This is a genomic window from Caballeronia sp. SL1002 (assembly GCF_057814995.1).
In genome coordinates this window covers 41,239-57,709 of record NZ_JBYMUW010000001.1, presented here as the reverse complement: position 1 = coordinate 57,709, position 16,471 = coordinate 41,239, and the positions used below count along the sequence as shown (strand labels likewise).

The window sequence follows — 16,471 nt, the reverse complement described above, 5'->3', positions numbered from 1 at the left end:
TCTTTCAAATAATTAAGCATGGACCAGATCGACAAGGCGGCCATCCAGGCACTGGCTTCCTCCAAGTATTCGCCAGCAGAGGTATTTTCGTCGTCTGACCATCTGGACTGGACAGCCATCCACGCGGAGCGGCGGATACATCCAGCGGGTGAGTTCGCCGGTGTCATGCCTGCAGTGACCGAACTCAGTTTTGCGCTGAAAGGCAATTCGGCGGGACATGTGCATCATTTTCTGGGAGGTGAGCGTCATCGCGTCGTCCCGGCGACGGGCACGTTATGGCTATTCCCCAAAGGCGTCGCCGAGGATTTCGTGACGATCGCAGAGCGGGTTCCGGACGTCGTGCACATTTATTTGCCCGACTCGCTGTTTGTCAGTCTCGGTCGGGAAGATGGCCACCCCGAGATTCGACCGGGAAACCTCGAGTACAAGGCGGGGTTCACAGATCCGTTAGTCGAGCAATTGGCCAAGGCGATCGCCGCTGAGATGCAGACACCCAGTGCGGGTGGGAAAGCGTTTGTCGAGAACGCCGCATTGACACTGACCTATCAGCTCCTGCGATCGCATTCCACCGCACAGTTCCGTTCCCAAAAAATCACGCCGTCAGTCGATGGCGTTGACGACATTAGGCTTCGACGCGTGCTCGATTTTGTCGAGGAACACCTCGAACATGAGATCGGCGTTAGCGATCTTGCCGAGGTTGCCTGCCTTAGTCCTTTTTATTTTTCTCGAGCATTCAAGCACGCTACCGGATATTCACCATACAAATTCCTACTGCATCGCCGGGTTGAGCATGCGAAGTCGCTCCTTTTGCGACCCGAACTGTCGATCGCCGACGTCGCGCGTAGATGCCAGTTCTCATCTTCATCGGGATTTGCAACAGCTTTTGCGAGCGCTGTTGGCGTCTCGCCGCGGCGCTACAGGCAGGAGCGTCGTGTAGGCTGATTTTGATTCGAGGTTTCCTTTATTGCATCGATCGTCCTCCGGTCCACGCGGATTGGCAACTTCAGATGTAGCGGTGAATCGCGAACTTGAGAGCAGCTTTTTGAAGGAAAGTGCGCACAAAATAGAAACTTCTGTTTTTTTTGTTAGGGTTTAATAGCGTTCATTTGTTGCGACGGTTTGACTGGCAAGCCCGCCAGCCGGTTGCCGCACCTCGACTGCATCGGCAGTGTCAGCAATTCGGACCAGAATCCCCACGGAGACCCGCAAGTTGAGAATGGCTGGTGCCGTTCGAATGTCTTCGCCGTCGACGAATCGACTGGGGCTTTCCTACGTCCGTCGACGGAGGATAACTCGATGGCGGCTTGGTGACTAATCGATCTAGCTACGGCCGGAAGCACGCATTCGAGCGTGCAGCTTCCGCGCCAGAAGTGCGCAATTGGGATCCACTGCCTTGGTGAGAGAAATGCAATCGCAGACTGTCGATGACGGATCATTCGTATTTGGGCCTTTCGTGTTGTTGCCCAATCGACAAATGCTGCTGAAAGGTCAGAAGCAGGTTCGGCTTGGTTCGCGTGCGGTTGACATCCTTCACCTCCTCGTGTCGCGTGCAGGCGACCTCGTCACAAAAGGAGAGTTGATCGCGCATACCTGGCCAAGTACCTTCGTCGAGGAATCGAATCTCAAGGTTCACATCAGTAGCCTGCGTCGGGCTCTTGGAGAATCCCTACCTCAAACTACTTACATTGCGACGGTGGCGGGACGTGGCTACCGTTTCGTGGCGCCGGTTCTCATCACCAGAGAACGAGACCCTTGTGAATTCTCGGTGGAACCGGGTAAGACTGGTCTTCCGGCTGAAGGGAAGATTGTTGGACGTGGCAGCGAGATTCAAGCGGTGATCCGGGCGCTCGCCTCAGAGCGAGTCATCACACTTGTCGGTCCGGTCGGGGTAGGTAAGGCGTCCGTCGCACGAGCGGCGGCCGCATCGGTCGTCTCAGGGTCCGGCTCAGCTTCATGTGTTGTCGACTTCTCAATGATGGGTGAGCTGAGCGAAGCATCGAACTTCATCGCGGCAATGCTTGGCTTGAAAGCAACATCGCCCGACATGACCGCCCCGCTCCTCGACTATCTGCAGCATCGGGGAATGCTATTAATTCTGGACCATTGCGAACGCGTGACGGTTTCGTTGCGGCTATTCGTTTCCCGCTTCATTGCTTCGGAAAGCCGGTCAACGATTCTCGCGATCAGTCTTGAGCCTCTTCGGGTGCCGGGTGAATGTGTTCACCGGATCGGGCCGCTTGCTTATCCCAGCAAAACCGAAAGCGCCACGCCTCCCAGAATGGCGGCACTTCAGTTTCCCGCCGTGCTTATGCTTGCTGAACGCGCTCGCGAGCTGGCTGGCTACGAATTGACGGACGACGATCTCCCGGCAGTCATCGGCCTGACGCAGATTACGGACGGTAGGCCCCGCTCCATGATGAGCGCCCTGTCTACCTTGTTGCCGCAATTTTCTTTTGTCAAGATTCTAGATATCGTCACCAGGCGTGTGCTGTATGGTCCGCAGCCGGGGGAGCCAGATGATCCTCAATGCCTGATGTCTGTCAAAACGGATTTCGGATATGGCCGTTTGTCCTCGGAGGAGGCCGAACTGTTCAAACTGTTGTCAGTTTTCTGTGGCAGTTTTGACATCGGGGACGCGGTAGCCATGACCCGTCCGCTGGGATGGGATCCGCATCAAACATTCATGGCGCTTAGCAATCTCATCGCCAAGTCGCTGATATGGGTCGAGATGACTGGCAGATCTGTCACCTATCGCCTCCTGGCGGCAGAGCGTTTCTTTGCGCGAGCGCGTCTGAAGGAAGCGCCCGAGGAGTGTCGACGCGCTCGCACGCTACACGCAAGATCGATCTTTGAAGTCATGCAACAGGCTCGGGAGGATTGGCGCTGGAGCAAGCCGGAAGCCTGGCGTTGCCGATATGTCAGCAGGACCGAGGATCTTTTCGAGGCTATCGAGTGGGCCGCCGCCAGCGATACTGATGCCGGGCTAGTGTTGGCGCTGACGGAAGCTGCCGTCAGGCTTTGGGATGAGAAGCCACAGCTTGGCCCGCACCTGACGCCCCTACGGCGCGCGCTGCAATTCCGAGCGGACCGTACCGATTTGATTCAGGCCGGGCCAATGGTGCGTGACGAAGCCTAGACCTGGGCTGTCTTCCGTTCAATCGTAAATGGAACGCGGCGGATCAGCAGGGGCGCATTAAAGCAGCGCATCGACGCCATGCAAACTGGCATCGGATACGGATTCCACCCGCTACCTCAACCGGCTGTGCGTTCACCCAGCAGACTATCGTCGCGGAGGTGAACCTGGCAGGCCCCATGATGGTAAGGATCCGGTACAGGTCGCAGGACTTGAAGAAGGCCTTGTGTCATCGTTCACGCTCATGTTCGTAATGGTAAAGCCAAGCGGGTGCATCACATGTGCTGGAATGCCTTTGTAATGCTCTCCTAGTTGACCAGGCGTGCTGACGACCCGCTCCGCAAATTTGTTCTCGGACTCTCCGTCTTCCAGGAGCGCGATTCGATGTGCGCGCTCGCTGTAGGCAGCGGCGAGAGCCCAGGCTATCCGTGACACCGCTTCGCCTGGCCAAGGTGTGGATCTGGGTCGGCCAGTTCCCGCTCGGACGCCTGCGGAAAATAGCACTCCGAGCCGTGAGAGCTCAGCCTGTCTGTCTGAACGACTACCGCGACATCCGCACCCAACGTTGCGTAGTCGGCGGTCTCACAGTCCTTCTGTCGTCTCGACCGACGCCATGATCCGCATTCCGATGGAGGAACCAGGAGCCAGAAACCGGTTCAGGGTACGACACCATACCGGTTGATTCACCGGGACCGGAATCTAAGATTTCTCCCGGATTTCAACGCCGTACGCGCGCATCATGCGCTCCTTTGCTACTTCCGCGTCGGTCACGCTGCGATGCGTCAGCGAGCGAAGCTCTGTACACGGCCCTGCGGTCGGTATGCCCGACTGAGCCAGGCTGTGATGTGGCCGATCGATGGGAAGCCGTCAGCGAAAATCCGCGTTGACCGTGCCAATGGCCTGCATGGCTCGGCAGCCTGCATGGTGAACCGCGTTCCTGATGTTATTGCGGCGCCGCCCGGAATCAGGTCGCTTGCCGAGCTAGTTCCCCTACGGGCAAGCTTAAGCTGAAGTGGGCAAATCCATTAAGAATCAGGAGTTGTTATCGAGCGTTCAGGCGGGAAAGCGCGTCTTTATTTCTGAGACTGTTCGAAGGTGGTTCAGACGTGATCTTTTTGTCGGTGTTAGCGATGACCCGTCTCGTAACGACGAATGGTCGATCGAATGGCTCGCTCGCGCAACGCCACCACAGAGCAGTAGTTAATCGTCTACACACTTGCGGCATTAAACAGGGATTGGCCTTGCATAGTCTCCGGCTGCGCTGACTGGCCGAGAAAGGCCCGACGCAAACGCCTCGGCGATTATAAGGACGAGCGCAAGATGTCAGCGGCGGCCAGCAGTACCTTTGCCGGAGCTTGCGGACTGCCGAGGCCGATGTCGGCCCAGCGACAGACACATGGAAAAGAATCCTTCATCTGCCCATGCAAGCAGCACCTTGCCAACTGCGGTGGCCTCTTGATCTCCTCTGCACCGACTATCTGATATTCAGGACACGCGGCGCGCCAGAGCGCGGATCCGCTTAAGTTTTCGCATAATGTGCGCGTCGACTACTGTCGGACTGAACTCGGCTACCTTGCATTTTCCGCTGCAACCCCGGATACGGCAAGGATTGAGACGCATTGAGACTGACTTGACATCCTTTCGCCGGCACTACCGCCGAATCGCGATTTGCCCCGCCTATATCTCCCGTTCAGGCTGGCGCGTCAACCTTCTGCTAAGCGCGTCAATGCGTGATTCAATAATCGCGAGGCCGATTCATCGAAAAGCGCTTTACCACAATTAACTTCTTGAAAGCGGTGTCCTCCGCTAGAGTCAACTCTGTCATGTACTTCTGCTTCGGACGGCCCTGAATGCCGGTGAGAGGCGCTGCGTCGCATAACCGCTCTCCGCTCAATCTCACAGGTCGGGAAAGATGGTGAATGCATGGCGAAGGATCCGGGATCATCGTCCGGGTTACGGATCAACGCTTTGTTGCAATGAGCCGATATTGACGGGCAATTTTTAGGGGTTTCTCATGAAAGTATTAATGGTGCTGACTTCTCACGGCAAACTCGGTGACACCGGCCGACAGACCGGCTTCTGGCTAGAGGAACTCGCTGCGCCCTACTACACATTCAAGAAAGTGGGCGCGCAAATCACACTGGCGTCGCCGAACGGTGGGCTGCCGCCGCTCGATCCAAAAAGCAACGAGCCCGCCAACCAGACTGACGATACGCGCCGCTTTGAGTCCGATGAAGAGGCGATGGCGGCGTTGTCCAACACGCAGCGTCTGGCGGACATAGAAGAGGCGGACTTTGACACAGTGTTCTACCCGGGCGGCCACGGGCCCTTATGGGATCTAGCCGAGGATGCGACGTCCATCGCGCTGATTCAGTCCTTCTTGGCTTCTGGCAAGCCGGTTGCCCTAGTTTGTCACGCACCGGGCGTCCTTCGCCACGTGAAAACCAGTGATGGCCGCCCGCTGGTGGAGGGTAGACGCGTTACCGGCTTCGCCAACACCGAAGAGGAGGCGGTTGGTCTCACAGCCATCGTGCCGTTTCTTGTCGAAGACGAACTGAAGGCGCAGGGCGGCGTGTATTCGCGCGGTCCAGATTGGGGTTCCTATGTCGTCGAGGACGGTTTGCTTATCACTGGGCAGAATCCAGGATCGTCTCCTGCAACCGCACGTACCCTGATCGACGCCTTGGGAGCCGGGAAATGACGGCGTACGTCGTCATCGTGCGCGAACAGACGCTTAATGCGACGTCTCTCGCCCGATATCGACGAATTGGCGCGCTTCGCGCGACACGTGCGTGCAGTGACTCCTATCGCCTTCTATGGCGGGCACGAAGCGCTCGAAGGGACGTCGGCCGAGGGTGCAGCGATTCTGCTCTTTCCGACTATGACGGCCGCTAGGCCTTGGTACGCCAGCGACGAATATCAGGCCGGACTGCCTCACAGACTCAAAGGCAGCGTATCACGTGTTTTCCTCGTGGCGGGTAACAATGAAGCCTCTGGCGCATCCGGCTAGGATTTCAATGGCGTATCTGAGAAGGTGGCTCATAGCGATCCTTTTCGCCCAACCTTTTTACTACATGGAGATTCGAATCGTTCACGCAACGCTCGCCGCCGTGCGGCACCGTCGGAGCCAGGTCCAAAAACCCCGACCAAGTCATGGAAACTCGCGATAACCGGAAAAATCTGGATGCCTCACTGCACGAGATAGCATTGACTTTCCCGCCGCAATAAGCAGACAACTGACAGAACTGGTATTGCAAGCGCAACGAATGAGCTGGTTCAGAATTTTAGTGATCCGAATCACTGACCGGAGGAATCGTGCTGTCTTTTGCGATTGTACGAGGGATTCGCATCACGAAGCCGTCCTTAACAGCAATCAAGAAATTTGATATTCGCGTCCGCAACGTTCGGAACGAAGGCATGCGGGGGATACGGGCGATGTGGCGCCATGCTTTCCACGCATGCGCAACAATTTCACAAGCACGGAGAAAACTTTTGGCTCACTCATTGAAAACGCCGACGACAGCGCAATCGGGAAATCGCCGCCAGCTACTCACCGCTGCCGCAAGCGCGGCCGCTGCTGCGATCGCGGCGCCTGGCGTCGCGATCGCAGCAGCGGCCGGTAGCGGCAGCAGCCACGCGGGCAACTCATCTCAATCACGGCACGGAGAGCGGCACACCATGAACACGGTCACCATGAAAGACGGTACGCGGATTTTCTTCAAGGACTGGGGCGCCGGCAAGCCTGTCGTGTTCTCGCATGGCTGGCCGCTCGACGCCGACGCGTGGGATCCTCAAATGCTGTTTCTCGTGCAGAAGGGTTACCGCGTCATCGCCCACGACCGGCGCGGCCACGGCCGCTCGGACCAGCCGTCGCACGGCAATGATATGGACACTTACGCGGACGACCTGGCCTCCGTGATCAACGCTCTGGATCTGACGGAAGCCACGCTCGTCGGCCACTCGACAGGCGGGGGCGAAGTCGCTCACTACATTAGCCGCCACGGCAGTTCGCGGGTCTCGAAGGCGGTGCTGATTGGCGCCGTGCCGCCTATCATGGTCAAGACAGAGGCTCATCCGAATGGGTTGCCGATGTCAGTGTTCGACGGCATTCGCGCGAGCGTGGCGGCGAATCGCTCGCAGTTCTACAGAGACCTCGCGGTGCCTTTCTATGGCTACAACCGTCCGGACGCGAAAGTCTCGCAAGGCAACATCGACGAGTTCTGGCGCGAAGGTATGCTCGGCTCAATCAAAGGCCAGTACGAATGCATCAAGCAGTTTTCCGAGGTGGATTACACCGCCGACCTGATGAAGATCGATGTGCCCGCACTGATTCTTCACGGCGACGACGACCAGATCGTGCCCATCGACGGCTCGGCTCGGCTGTCGGCCAAGCTCATTAAGAACGCGACGTTGAAGGTCTATGCCGGCGCACCGCACGGCATGTGTACCACGCTTGCCGACAAGGTCAACGCCGACTTGCTCGAATTCCTGCAGAGCTAGATTACGCTGCAGTTCTTCCGCGCCGCCAGAGTTAGCTGGATGCGCGAAGTTTTTCTCTCTTTCGGAGGACCATTTTGCACGGTAGCGGCCTGCTGTTGGACACGATCCACGTACAAGCGTCATCGACCATCTGGGACCACGTCATGCGAAATCTGTTGGGAGTTTCCGGGCAGATATTTCGCGAAGAAGCGGAAGAGAAAGATGCGTCCTCGCAACACGCGCGGATCCGCGTACTGGAGCGCCTGAGCGCCAACACGATCATTGTCCTCTGGCAGGATGCGACCCGCTGCCACTATAGCGATCAGACATGGATACGCTGCAGGGCACGCGCTCGTGGTGTCTGTGCTTTGGGCGGTGAAATCATCCGGCGGGGTGACATGGTTTATAAGCCGCGAGCGCGCCGTCACACCTTCGCAAACGGTCACGCAATGATTCTGGCGAGTGAAGCCGCATTCGAGCACGCTGAGTGCGCTGACGAAAGCGAGCGCATTTAGTCTTCCACAGAGAGCTGAAAGAAATTTGAATGGCGGTGGACATGACGTCTGCCAACAAATCAGGAGATTCACTTGAAAAAAATGAAAGCAGCGTTCCCGCGCGTCGCCCGCGTGGCGCTTCTCGTGCTGGTCAGTGGCGCTGGGGTTGCATTGGCCGACGAGGCGGATATCGCATATCTGCCGCCTGTTCAGCCTTATCTGGCGCCGCAGAAAGACCCTGCAAAGGCGCAGCGCGCAGCGCAAAAAAAGGCAATGCGCGTCGAGAACCGCCATCTTGCCGCGAGCGTGCGGAAGTCGCTGGTGAAGGCAGGTGATATTGACACGGCGCACGTGTCTGTCCTGGCGAAGTCTGGGACGGTAACGTTGGCGGGAACGGTGCCCGAGGTATCGCAGATCGACCTGGCGCAACAGCGGGCGCGGCAAGTTCCGGGTGTGACAGAGGTCTCAAACCGGTTGATCCTCGGAAGCGAAGGACACTAAAGCGGCATCCACCTTCCTGGCGGCGCCGCTCGGCCTCGGTCGGAGACGTGGAAACCGCACTGCCGGTGTCACGGGGTATTGCTGGCGCAACTGCTGCCAACGTCCCGCGGGGTTCGATGCAGTGCGAAAGCCTTTTCCCAATCTTTATCTCCCTTGCAAGCCCGGCAACGTGTGTTGGGACAGCAAGAGCGAGCACCGAAAACAGCTTAAAGAAACAGGACCAACCTGATGTCTGATACCTCGAGGTGCCCATTCAATCACGCGGCCGGCGGCGGCACCGCCAATCGCGACTGGTGGCCGAAAGCGCTGAGACTCGACCTGCTAAGCCAGCACTCCAGTAAGTCGAACCCGCTCGATTCGCAATTCGACTATGCGCAAGCATTCAATACGCTTGACCTTGCTGCGCTCAAAAAGGACATGGCCGCTGCCATGACTGACTCGAAGGAGTGGTGGCCTGCGGACTTCGGTCACTACGGTCCGCTTTTCGTTCGCATGGCCTGGCATAGCGCCGGCACTTACCGTACCGGTGACGGACGCGGCGGCGCCGGACGAGGGCAGCAGCGTTTTGCGCCTCTCAACAGCTGGCCCGACAACGTCGGCCTCGACAAGGCGCGTCGACTCCTGTGGCCAGTCAAGCAGAAGTATGGCCAGAAGATCTCGTGGGCCGATCTGCTTGTCCTCGCGGGCAACGTCGCACTCGAAAGCATGGGCTTCAAAACCCTGGGTTTCGCCGGTGGCCGGGAGGATACATGGGAACCCGATCAGGACGTGTATTGGGGCAACGAAAAGACGTGGTTAGGCGGCTTTGTCCGCTATGGAAAGGCGGCGGAAGACGGCGGGGAAGGCGTGATCGTCGCCGATGAAGAGTTACACGGAGTCGAGCAAAGCCGCACGGACGCGGGCCGCAATCTTGAAAACCCGCTCGCGGCAGTGCAGATGGGCCTCATTTATGTGAACCCTGAAGGCCCCGACGGCAATCCCGATCCACTTGCGGCCGCGCACGACATTCGTGAGACGTTCGCCCGCATGGCGATGAACGACGAAGAAACGGTTGCTTTGATCGCGGGTGGCCACACCTTTGGCAAGACCCACGGCGCGGGCCCCGCCGACAACATGGGATCGGAGCCGGAGGCGGCTGGCCTTGAAAATCAAGGCCTCGGATGGCAAAGCACGTTTGGCACTGGTAAGGGCGGCGACACCATTACCAGCGGACTCGAAGTCACGTGGACCAGCACGCCCACTCAATGGGGAATGGGCTTCTTTGAGAACCTGTTCGGCTACGAATGGGAGCTGACCAAGAGCCCGGCCGGGGCGCACCAGTGGGTAGCGAAAGACGCTGCTGAGACAATTCCGCACGCGCATGATTCAGAGAAGAAGGTCCGTCCCAGCATGTTGACCACGGACCTCTCGCTGCGTTACGACCCGGAATACGAAAGGATCTCGCGCCGTTTTGCGCAGCATCCCGATCAGTTCGCCGATGCGTTCGCTCGTGCCTGGTACAAGCTGACACATCGCGACATGGGCCCTCGCGCACGATACCTCGGTCCTGAAGTGCCCACCGAGGAATTTGACTGGCAAGACCCGATTCCGCTGGTCGAACATCCGTTACTGAACGGCGCGGACATTGCCGCGCTCAAGCAGGAGATTGCCGGATCGGGGCTTTCCGTGACCGAGCTTGTGTCAACGGCGTGGGCTTCGGCCTCGACGTTCCGGGGGTCGGACAAGCGTGGCGGTGCCAACGGCGCACGCATCCGTCTCGCGCCCCAGAAGGATTGGGAAGTGAATCGGCCACAACAGCTGAAGCGCGTATTGGACACGCTGGAGGGCATTCAACGCAGCTTCAACGGCTCGCGGAATGATGGCAGGAAGGTATCGCTTGCAGACCTGATCGTCCTGGCGGGAGGCGTTGGCGTCGAGGATGCCGCGAAAATGGCCGGATACACGGTGTCGGTTCCGTTCGCCGCGGGCCGCGCGGATGCGTCGCAGACACAGACTGACGTCGACTCGTTCAACGCCCTGGAGCCCATCGCGGACGCATTCCGCAATTACAGAAAGCGCGGCGTGCGGGTGCACGCTGAGGCTCTGCTGATCGACAAGGCGCAACTGCTGACACTCACTGCGCCGCAAATGACAGCTTTGATCGGTGGCTTGCGGGTGCTGGGTATATCGACTGACATGGAGGCACACGGTGTATTCACTGACCGTCCGGGCGTGTTGAGTAACGATTTCTTCGTAAATCTGCTCGGCATGGACACGCAGTGGAAGCCAGTGTCGACCGCGGGCGACGAATTTGTCGGTACTGACCGCGCCACCGGCAAACCGAGATGGATCGCCACACGGGTGGACTTGGTGTTTGGGTCGCACTCCGTGCTGCGAGCGCTTAGCGAAGTGTATGCAAGCGAGGACGGTAAGAAAAAGCTCGTGCACGATTTCGTCGCCGCGTGGACGAAAGTCATGAACCTCGACCGCTTTGATTTGCGAGCAAGCTAATTTTCGACGGACTCGCCGGCCTGTCGCTGGCGAGTCGCCGCAGGAGCAACCGATCGCGCGCGTTCGATGGAGTCAGGCGCGCCGCGCGTCTTGTGCCACGTATGCGGTCGATCCTCCAGGGGACAGCGGCCGCTGCGCTGAGCCCAACACTTCAGCCTAACTGCATAGTCTTGACAGTGGCAGGGCCGAGCGCGGCGAGTTTACAAGACGCACGTCCCGCCGATCTGATTCGATCACTCCGTCCAATGGCGGCTACCATGGGCTGGGGTCGAAGCACGCTGTGTTTCGCCGCCTGACAATCAACCAATACCGACTCAAAAATGTCCAGACGACCCTCTCCCGAACAACGCCGTGAGCTCGGCTCTTTCCTGTCGAGCCGCCGCGGGCGCTTGCAGCCTGCCGACTTCAATCTGCCCCAAGGCGGGCGCCGCACATCCGGTCTGCGACGTGAAGAAGTCGCCATGCTCGCCGGAGTCAGCGTGAGCTGGTACACATGGCTCGAGCAGGGCCGCGACATCCAACCGTCGGCTGACGCGCTGCGCAGACTGTCGGCCGTATTCAAGCTCGATGCAGTCGAATCTGCGCACCTGTTCGCGCTTTCCGCTCGGGAGCTCTCGCAGGTCGCGACCGGAAGCGGCGTCAGCGAGGGGCTGGAACTGCTGGTACGGTCAATCAATGTCCCGGCATACGTTCGCAATTCGCGCCTCGACATCCTTGCATGGAACGACGCGATCTGCGATCTGTTCGTCGACTATGGATCGCTCGAACCGCACGAACGAAACACGTTGCGTCTGCTATTCCTTTACAAGCCGTACCGCACGCTCATTCTCGACTGGGAACAGATGACCCGGGGCATGATTTCGGCTTTTCGCGCCGCGCGCGCCCAGGCTCCGGACAAGGCTCCGTTTGACAAGCTGGTGAACGAGCTTACGGAGCTAAGCCCTGAATTCCGTGACTGGTGGCAGGACACCAACGTAAAAGGTTTCGACGAGGGCGACAAACGGCTCCGGCATCCTTCAGGCGGCCACATTGAATTTACATACGTTGCACTGACACCGACGGGCAGGCCAGACCTCTCACTGGTGACTTACCTTCCGCGACTTGCGGGGGCAGGCAATTCCGATGCGTAGGGTCAATGAGAGTCGGCGCCGATGGGCACGGTTGGCGGCAGCGGATCTACACAATCAATATGAGCTTGTGTCGATCCGACATCGCCGTCCGGGACAACCGGTCCTGTAGCGGAACAATAAGTCAAGGTTGGGTCGACCCTATTGCGTCGTCAACATGCGTCTTCCATGCGCTCGGCATCCGTCTTACTTCGGCGCGTTGCCCCGCCCACAGCATCGGCCGCCGATTAGCCCATGGACGGGCCTGCTCGAGTTGTCCGGCCAGCCTCAGCAGCGTGTCTTCTCGCCCGAATCCTGCTGCGAACTGCATGCCGATCGGCAAACCGGTTGTGGGGCTCACTTCAAGCGGAACAGACATGGCCGGGACGCCGGAGACGTTGAAGGGCGGCGTGAAAGGTGAATGCTGAAAGACCCGCTGCGTCCATTCGAGACCGCTCATCGATTCGACGCCAGCCCCGTAGGCGCCGATAGCTGGCGGCATCTGCGGCAGGGTCGGCGTGAGCAACAGGTCAACGTCCTCGAACCACCTCGCGATTGAACGGGTAACCGTATTCCGCATCGCCAGGGACGCGCCGAACACAGATGCTTTCTCTTCCTTGCCATGTCGGAAACAGGCCAGGGTTGCCGGCTCGAGCGTCGTGCTGTCGATCGGGCGGCCGGTCGCAGCCGCAAGACCCTCTATCCACCCGACGAGCGTGGCCGTCCATATCGTCGCGTTCATCTGCACGAAAGCGTCCCACGAAACACCAAGCGGTGGATCGATTTCAACGACGGTATGCCCGAGTGCTTCGAGAAGACGCGCTGTCGATAACGTTGCGGCCGAGATAACCGGATTGATACGCTCGCCGTTCCATGGATCAAGCATCAAGCCGATTTTCAGCTTCCCGGGTTCACGGCTGACTTCCGACAGAAAGCTTCGCGCCGGTGCCGCGGTCACGTAGGGCTCACCAGCGGCGTGGCCCTGAACCGCGTCGAGCAGTGCGGCGCTGTCCCGCACGCTGCGGCTGACGCCCAACTGCACGCCGAACCCGGCGAATATCTCATCGAACGAGGGACCGTTCGAGCTGCGACCGCGCGTAGGTTTGAGCCCGAACAGGCCGTTGTAAGCGGCGGGCACACGAATGGAACCCGCTGCATCGGTAGCGTGGGCAAGCGGAACCACGCCCGCTGCGACCGCTGCGGCGGCGCCGCCGCTGGAGCCGCCGGCGCTCAACGACGGCAGCCAGGGGTTACGGGTCGCACCTTGCAGCGTGGACTCGGTGGTCGTGCTGAATGCCATTTCCGGCGTCGCACTGCGTCCTATCGTGACGAGCCCCGCTGCGCGAAAGCGCGACATCAACCATGAATCCTCGGTCGCGACGACGCCTTTCGCGAGTCGGCTGCCCAACTCGTGCTTCTTGCCTTGCATGCTGACCGCAAGGTCCTTGATGAGGAACGGCACGCCGGCAAGCGGGCCGCCCGAAGCACTCACGTTGCCGCTTTGGGACGCCGGCCAGCTTTCGATGACCGCGTTGATGTCCGGATTGACGACTTCGTTGGCCTGAAGCGCGAGGTCGGCAAGTTCGGTTGAAGTGACCTCGCCGTTAGCGACCAGTTCGGCCAGTCCAATCCCATCGTATTCCGTGTATTCGCCAAGTTTCATTTTCCCTCCGTGTCGTTGGAGGAAACGATAGGGCAGAGGGCGTCATGTGATTAGTCAGGCAGCGTGGCAAGGATTGGGCCACTAATGGGACAATGCGATGCTACTTCTCTAGCGGCCCCGCGCTACCATGATTAGAGATCTCAACGACACACTCGTCTTCGTTCGCGTTGTGCAGGACGGCAGCTTCACCGCAGCGGCGAAGGCCTTGCAGATCCCGAAGACGACGGTAAGTCGGCGCGTTCGCGAGCTGGAGGCGCACCTTGGCGCGACCTTGTTACACAGAACGACTCGAAAGCTGCGGCTGACGGAAGCTGGGGCGACCTATTTCGAGCGATGCAACGCAATCGCCACACAGCTCGACGATGCCGAAAACGCCGTTCAGCAGATTCGTGGGACGCCGGGAGGGTGGCTGCGCGTGACGCTGCCGTATTCGTTCGGCGCGACGTGGATTGCGCCGTTGATCGCTGGCTTTTGCACGCGCTACCCCGAAATGCGCGTCGATATCATCGCAACGCATGTGCCGCTTGATCTGATAGGCGAAGACGTCGATATGGCCCTGCGCCTCGGCGCGCTTCCTGATTCAAGCCTGGTGGCGCAGCGGCTCGGCAGCTTCTCGACGTCGATCTACGCGAGTCCCGCCTACATCGACAAGCACGGCGCGCCTGAAAGTTCAGACGATCTGCACCGTCACGCGGCGCTTGCGCTGCATCAGGCGCGCACCGATAGCGGCTACGCATGGCCATTGCGCATGGCCGGACGCAAGGCAAAGCAGTTTGCGATTGATCCGGTGATTGTCGCCAGTGATCCGGTGCTGCTTCTTGACGCTGCTCGGGCCGGCAACGGCGTGTTGCTGGCCATGGACGCAAGCATGGCTCCGGAAGTCGCAGCGGGACGGTTGCGCAAAGTGTTGCCGGACTGGATTGGTCCGCAGCAGGATCTCAATGCGCTGTTCCCGAAGGAGCGCGTGCCGTCGCCGAAAGTGAAGGCGTTTCTTGCTTATCTGAAGAGTCAGCTACGGTTTCACCCGTGACCGTCATAGCTTGCTCTGCATGGGACAACGAATCGAGCTGGGCTTCCAGGCCCCTACCAGTGACTCCCACTCATAGGATGACAAGACGCCTTCTTGAACCGGATCAGCACGCTTAAAGTGACGTCAGTGCAGCAATGTACCCACTGTCCTTAACGTTACCGAGGCAACCATGTCGAATCTCAGCAGCCCCCTTACGATTGGCGCAACGTCGCGTAATCCCGCCACCGGCGAGTTCATCGCCCATTATGCCTTTCAGTCGGCAGACGACGTGGAGAGCATGCTTGAGAACAATGCGGCAGCGTTTCGCCTCTGGCGTGCAACGCCGATGACTGAGCGCGTCGCCACCTACCGCCGTCTGGCGATCACGCTGCGGGAGCGGTCGGAAGGATTGGCATCGCTGATTACTGCGGAGATGGGCAAGACGTTGAGCGCCGCACGCGCGGAGGTCGAGAAATGCGCCGCAGCGATCGACTGGATCGCGGTGAACGGCCCTGCATTCCTGGCTGACGAGGCTGCGCCGGTCAAAGGCGATGACGAAGTCTATGTTTCCTATCTGCCGATCGGCTCAATTCTCGCCGTCATGCCGTGGAATTTTCCGCTGTGGCAGGTCATCCGCGCCTCGGGTCCGATCATGCTGTCGGGCAACGGGTTCATCCTGAAACACGCGGCCAATGTGATGGGGTCGGCGTATGCGTTGCAAGACGCGTACGAAGCTGCCGGCTTTCCGGTCGGATTGTTCACGAATCTCAATGCCGATAACGAAACGGTTGCTCATGTGATCGAAGATCCGCGCGTGGCCGCCGTCACCCTGACGGGCAGCATGCGGGCGGGCTCGGCAGTGGCATCGACGGCAGGCAAGGCGCTCAAGAAGACGCTGCTGGAACTCGGTGGCGCCGACGCCTTCATCGTGCTGGCCGACGCGAACATCGACCTCGCGGTCAAGGCGGCGATCGAGGCGCGCTTCCAGAACGCGGGGCAGGTATGTCTCGCAGCAAAGCGGTTCATCGTCGAGCAGCCTGTCGCGGAAGAGTTCATAAGCAAGTTCGTCGAGGCGGCGCGCAAGGTTGTGGCGGGCGATCCTCGGGATCCAGCCAGCACCATCGGACCCATGGCGCGCGCCGACTTGCGCGACGAATTGCATGCTCAGGTGGAACGCACCATTGGAGCGGGTGCAACGTTGCTGCTCGGTGGCAACAGGGTCGCGGGCGTAGGTAACTACTATGAACCGACTGTGCTCGTGAATGTAGCGCCAGGGATGGCCGCTTTCGATGAAGAGACATTTGGCCCGGTCGCCGCGATCACCGTGGCCGAGAGCGTCGAGCATGCTATCGAGCTCGCCAACACGAGCGACTACGGTCTGGGTGGCAGTCTGTGGACCAGCGACGTAGCGCGCGCGCAGCGTATCGCCCGCCGGCTCGAAACGGGTGGCGTCTTCATTAACGGCTTCTCTGCTTCGAACCCGCGCATTCCTGTCGGCGGAGTAAAGAAGAGCGGATTTGGTCGGGAACTGTCGCACTTCGGTTTGCGCGAGTTTACCAACGCTCAGGCGGTCTGGGCCAAAACGGTCGACTGATT

General features: G+C 59.5%; 12 protein-coding genes. 11 read left to right on the top strand and 1 reads right to left on the bottom strand.

All coding sequences use genetic code 11. The annotated features are described in order from the left end of the window. Positions 1-18 precede the first annotated feature (18 nt). From AC3D25_RS00275 to AC3D25_RS00235, 9 genes are all read left to right on the top strand, one after another. On the top strand, positions 19-942 hold the full coding sequence (locus tag AC3D25_RS00275; RefSeq protein ID WP_488886537.1) for an AraC family transcriptional regulator: 924 nt from the start codon (positions 19-21) through the stop codon (positions 940-942). 463 nt (positions 943-1,405) lie between these two features. After that, positions 1,406-3,136 carry an ATP-binding protein gene (locus tag AC3D25_RS00270; RefSeq protein ID WP_488886536.1) on the top strand — a complete coding sequence of 577 codons (1,731 nt, stop codon included), beginning with the start codon at positions 1,406-1,408 and terminating at the stop codon, positions 3,134-3,136. A gap of 2,011 nt (positions 3,137-5,147) precedes the next feature. Continuing rightward, positions 5,148-5,834 (top strand): type 1 glutamine amidotransferase domain-containing protein, encoded by a 687-nt coding sequence (locus AC3D25_RS00265; RefSeq protein WP_488886535.1) that lies wholly within the window; start codon positions 5,148-5,150, stop codon positions 5,832-5,834. 36 nt (positions 5,835-5,870) lie between these two features. Beyond that, the gene (locus AC3D25_RS00260) at positions 5,871-6,143 is read left to right on the top strand and encodes a DUF1330 domain-containing protein (protein ID WP_488886534.1); all 273 of its coding nucleotides are present in this window, start codon (positions 5,871-5,873) and stop codon (positions 6,141-6,143) included. 668 nt (positions 6,144-6,811) lie between these two features. After that, positions 6,812-7,633: an alpha/beta fold hydrolase gene (locus AC3D25_RS00255; protein ID WP_488886975.1), complete on the top strand. Its 822-nt coding sequence runs from the start codon at positions 6,812-6,814 to the stop codon at positions 7,631-7,633. A gap of 143 nt (positions 7,634-7,776) precedes the next feature. Beyond that, positions 7,777-8,127, top strand: a complete 351-nt coding sequence (locus AC3D25_RS00250; RefSeq protein WP_488886533.1) for a DUF3331 domain-containing protein — start codon at positions 7,777-7,779, stop codon at positions 8,125-8,127. An 81-nt stretch (positions 8,128-8,208) separates the two neighbouring features. Further along, a complete protein-coding gene (locus AC3D25_RS00245) occupies positions 8,209-8,607 on the top strand; it encodes a BON domain-containing protein (protein ID WP_488886974.1) in 399 nt (132 codons plus the stop codon). Positions 8,608-8,835: 228 nt separating this feature from the next. Further along, on the top strand, positions 8,836-11,097 hold the full coding sequence (gene katG, locus AC3D25_RS00240; RefSeq protein ID WP_488886532.1) for a catalase/peroxidase HPI: 2,262 nt from the start codon (positions 8,836-8,838) through the stop codon (positions 11,095-11,097). 320 nt (positions 11,098-11,417) lie between these two features. Further along, positions 11,418-12,227, top strand: a complete 810-nt coding sequence (locus AC3D25_RS00235; protein WP_488886531.1) for a helix-turn-helix transcriptional regulator — start codon at positions 11,418-11,420, stop codon at positions 12,225-12,227. 121 nt (positions 12,228-12,348) lie between these two features. Here AC3D25_RS00235 and AC3D25_RS00230 read toward each other — a convergent pair whose 3' ends face one another. Next, positions 12,349-13,866, bottom strand: a complete 1,518-nt coding sequence (locus AC3D25_RS00230) for an amidase (protein ID WP_488886530.1) — start codon at positions 13,864-13,866, stop codon at positions 12,349-12,351. A 127-nt stretch (positions 13,867-13,993) separates the two neighbouring features. On the opposite strand from AC3D25_RS00230, the gene AC3D25_RS00225 reads away from it, so the two are divergent. Together AC3D25_RS00225 and AC3D25_RS00220 are read left to right on the top strand one after the other, a co-directional pair. Beyond that, the gene (locus tag AC3D25_RS00225; RefSeq protein WP_488886529.1) at positions 13,994-14,896 is read left to right on the top strand and encodes a LysR family transcriptional regulator; all 903 of its coding nucleotides are present in this window, start codon (positions 13,994-13,996) and stop codon (positions 14,894-14,896) included. A 169-nt stretch (positions 14,897-15,065) separates the two neighbouring features. Then, entirely contained in the window at positions 15,066-16,469 is a 1,404-nt protein-coding gene (locus tag AC3D25_RS00220) for an NAD-dependent succinate-semialdehyde dehydrogenase (protein ID WP_488886528.1), read from the top strand. Positions 16,470-16,471: the final 2 nt, after the last annotated feature.

What these genes read in the sequence shown, in the direction of transcription:
- AC3D25_RS00275 (WP_488886537.1), top strand. Translation starts at nt 19, where the DNA reads ATGGACCAGATCGACAAGGCGGCCATCCAGGCACTGGCTTCCTCCAAG.
- AC3D25_RS00270 (WP_488886536.1), top strand. Translation starts at nt 1,406, where the DNA reads ATGCAATCGCAGACTGTCGATGACGGATCATTCGTATTTGGGCCTTTC.
- AC3D25_RS00265 (WP_488886535.1), top strand. Translation starts at nt 5,148, where the DNA reads ATGAAAGTATTAATGGTGCTGACTTCTCACGGCAAACTCGGTGACACC.
- AC3D25_RS00260 (WP_488886534.1), top strand. Translation starts at nt 5,871, where the DNA reads ATGCGACGTCTCTCGCCCGATATCGACGAATTGGCGCGCTTCGCGCGA.
- AC3D25_RS00255 (WP_488886975.1), top strand. Translation starts at nt 6,812, where the DNA reads ATGAACACGGTCACCATGAAAGACGGTACGCGGATTTTCTTCAAGGAC.
- AC3D25_RS00250 (WP_488886533.1), top strand. Translation starts at nt 7,777, where the DNA reads ATGCGAAATCTGTTGGGAGTTTCCGGGCAGATATTTCGCGAAGAAGCG.
- AC3D25_RS00245 (WP_488886974.1), top strand. Translation starts at nt 8,209, where the DNA reads ATGAAAGCAGCGTTCCCGCGCGTCGCCCGCGTGGCGCTTCTCGTGCTG.
- katG (WP_488886532.1), top strand. Translation starts at nt 8,836, where the DNA reads ATGTCTGATACCTCGAGGTGCCCATTCAATCACGCGGCCGGCGGCGGC.
- AC3D25_RS00235 (WP_488886531.1), top strand. Translation starts at nt 11,418, where the DNA reads ATGTCCAGACGACCCTCTCCCGAACAACGCCGTGAGCTCGGCTCTTTC.
- AC3D25_RS00230 (WP_488886530.1), bottom strand. Translation starts at nt 13,866, where the DNA reads ATGAAACTTGGCGAATACACGGAATACGATGGGATTGGACTGGCCGAA.
- AC3D25_RS00225 (WP_488886529.1), top strand. Translation starts at nt 13,994, where the DNA reads ATGATTAGAGATCTCAACGACACACTCGTCTTCGTTCGCGTTGTGCAG.
- AC3D25_RS00220 (WP_488886528.1), top strand. Translation starts at nt 15,066, where the DNA reads ATGTCGAATCTCAGCAGCCCCCTTACGATTGGCGCAACGTCGCGTAAT.